The 2,302-nt window shown below is 62.6% G+C and carries 1 protein-coding gene; it reads right to left on the bottom strand.

Annotation, left to right across the window (positions count from 1 at the left end; all coding sequences use genetic code 11):
• Positions 1-36: 36 nt before the first annotated feature.
• Entirely contained in the window at positions 37-1,587 is a 1,551-nt protein-coding gene (locus ACWEVS_RS46175) for an AAA domain-containing protein (protein ID WP_452557598.1), read from the bottom strand.
• Between the last annotated feature and the right edge of the window lie 715 nt (positions 1,588-2,302).

The following is a 2,302-nucleotide window of genomic DNA, read 5'->3' as shown; positions in this document are numbered from 1 at the left end:
CCTCCGCAAGCTCCGCTGCTGCCCACTTCGCGCAGGTCAGCTCGTCAAGGCGATCCTCGTTCTACAACTTCGAGAGAGCCGCTGAAATGAGTTCACTGTTTCGCTTTCCCGCAGATCGAAGATCTGGTCCTTTAGGCCGGCGCGACGCTTGAGTGTCCCTGCCCGCTGGACACGGAGCATCGCGATGCGCTGCCGCAGCTCCTCGGGACTACTGCTGGAGATATGGTCGGAAAGAGCGGAAATGGTACGTTCCAGGTCTTCGCTTCCGCGCCCGTGGTGATACGAGAACTGGACACACAACTCCCGAAGCGACTCCGGAAGCTTCTCACGGACGACGGACAGCGCCTGATCCTTCGCGCTCGTGACCAGCACCCGTTTTCCCCTTGCCAGCAATGCGGCCAGCAGGTTGGCGATGGTGTGCGTCTTCCCCGTGCCCGGCGGTCCTTGAACGACGACGGCCGTGTCACGCTGGAGACGATCGAGCACGGATCGCTGTGCCGCGTTTGCCGGGAGCGGGAAAAGCAGATCGTCGCCAAGCAGGAGATCGGCGCGCTGGCCAGAACTCGTCCTCCGGGCGACGCGCTCACTCTTCTCCAGATCGAGCACCAGTTGAGCGAGCCCCAGCGGCGCACTGGCGTCCGGGCGTTGGAGCGTCTCGAGAATTCTCTCGTAGCAGTCCACCAGAAGGTTGCTGTCTCGGTGGCGGACTATCAGCGCAGGCGCCAACGCAACGACGGCAACGCTGTCCGCCGGTTCCGGCCTCTCCCATACACGGCTGAATCGCGCTGGGACGTCGAGCGCTCGCGTGTGCCATCGCTCCAGTATGTCTACGGCACCATCGGACAGCGGGTGAACGTCGCGCTGCTGCAGGTCAACGGAGAGCTGCTCGACCCGCTCAGCGGCAAAGCCGTCCTGACTGTCAAGGAACAGCCGGTCTTCGAGTCGAATGGTCGCCTCGTCGGGAATCTTAACGACGATCGTTGTCGTCGCCCGATCCACCGATACTTCCACCCGAACAGTGATCAGGTGTCGGCGAATCGTTTCGCCGTTGGGCGTGTCCAGGCATAGGAGACCGACGCCGAGTACCGCTTCGAGGGTGTCATCGTTCTGGCTCAGCTTGCGCGATGCGGAGGCTAGCTCGCCGTACAACTGACGCCGGGGAAGGGTCCGGCGCTCGGCCTCGGCCCAGACCCGCCAGCGGTCAAGCCATTCCTCGAATACCGCTGGTGCTCTCCCATCGGATATTGCGAGGAGATCGTCTGGTTGGGTCTCGAGGTCCTGCAAACGAGGCTCGACTGCTGGATTGGTCAGCTGCTGGAGATCGATACGTCCAGCCAGTACATCGGGAGGCTCCGGAGGAGGCTGTCTGGGTTCGTACGCCAGCTTTAGCAGAGTGCCGCTAGGCCGTTCCTCGGGAGCCTTCACCCCCTCAGGGAGCTCGGCAAGCCACCAGACGCTCTGGTACTTCTCGTAGTTGCGGACGGTGCGCTTACCGGCATGAGCGAGGTCGCGTAGGTACTCGATAAGGCCGATGGTGGTCTGAACTACTTTGGGGTCACGTGCAGTTCTCGCGGTCGGTGGCTGCATGACGAAGTGTCACCCTCCTGACAGGCCAGCCCTCCAGGATCCACGGCCACCGACACTCACTCAAGCGCGAGAGTCAGATTGGGCACAAACGGATGCCCGAGTTCATCGAATACGAGCCATCCAGATTCATCAGGGCTACCGATTGCCCATGTGTCGTCGGCCGCCTTCCCCGGCTGGCTTCCAGAGAGCTTTCTTCGAGAGCACCGGACGATCCTGACTTCCTCCACGCGGCGGCCGAACCGCACCTTGAGCCCTCAGTGCCAGATGGGCGGAGCCAGAAGAGCAGGGCAACGGTATCGCGGGGCGGCCGTGCTTGGTCCGTGCTCGTCCGACCCCGGAACGTACCGACAGTTCCCGTCATGACCTGACACTGAAATCAGCCCGACACGGGACAGACCGACACTGACTGACACACCCAAGCACTAAATGATCTTACTTCTAATCCGACGGTCGCAGGTTCGAATCCTGCAGGGCGCGCTTCGATCATGGCTCTGACCTGCGGAAACAGGTGCCATGACCACACCATGATCACCATACCCTTCATCACCGCGCTCACCACCCCTGCCACATGACGAACGGCCCCGTTCCGCCGCGATTCCAGCGGAACGAAGCCGTCATCTCCCCGGCCCAGCCTCTCCCTCTCGCTACACGCGAAGCTGCCGCAGAACGCCTCGGCCTTCGTTGTCACCGAGCAACAGCGCCGCGGTCTTCTCCG

This window comes from Nonomuraea sp. NPDC003754, from assembly GCF_053605785.1.
The sequence above is the reverse complement of the archived record's forward strand: the minus strand, read 5'-3'. Positions and strand labels throughout refer to the sequence as shown.

Bases quoted from the DNA above. Each gene is read 5' to 3' on its own strand.
- ACWEVS_RS46175 (WP_452557598.1), bottom strand. From the start codon at position 1,587: ATGCAGCCACCGACCGCGAGAACTGCACGTGACCCCAAAGTAGTTCAG.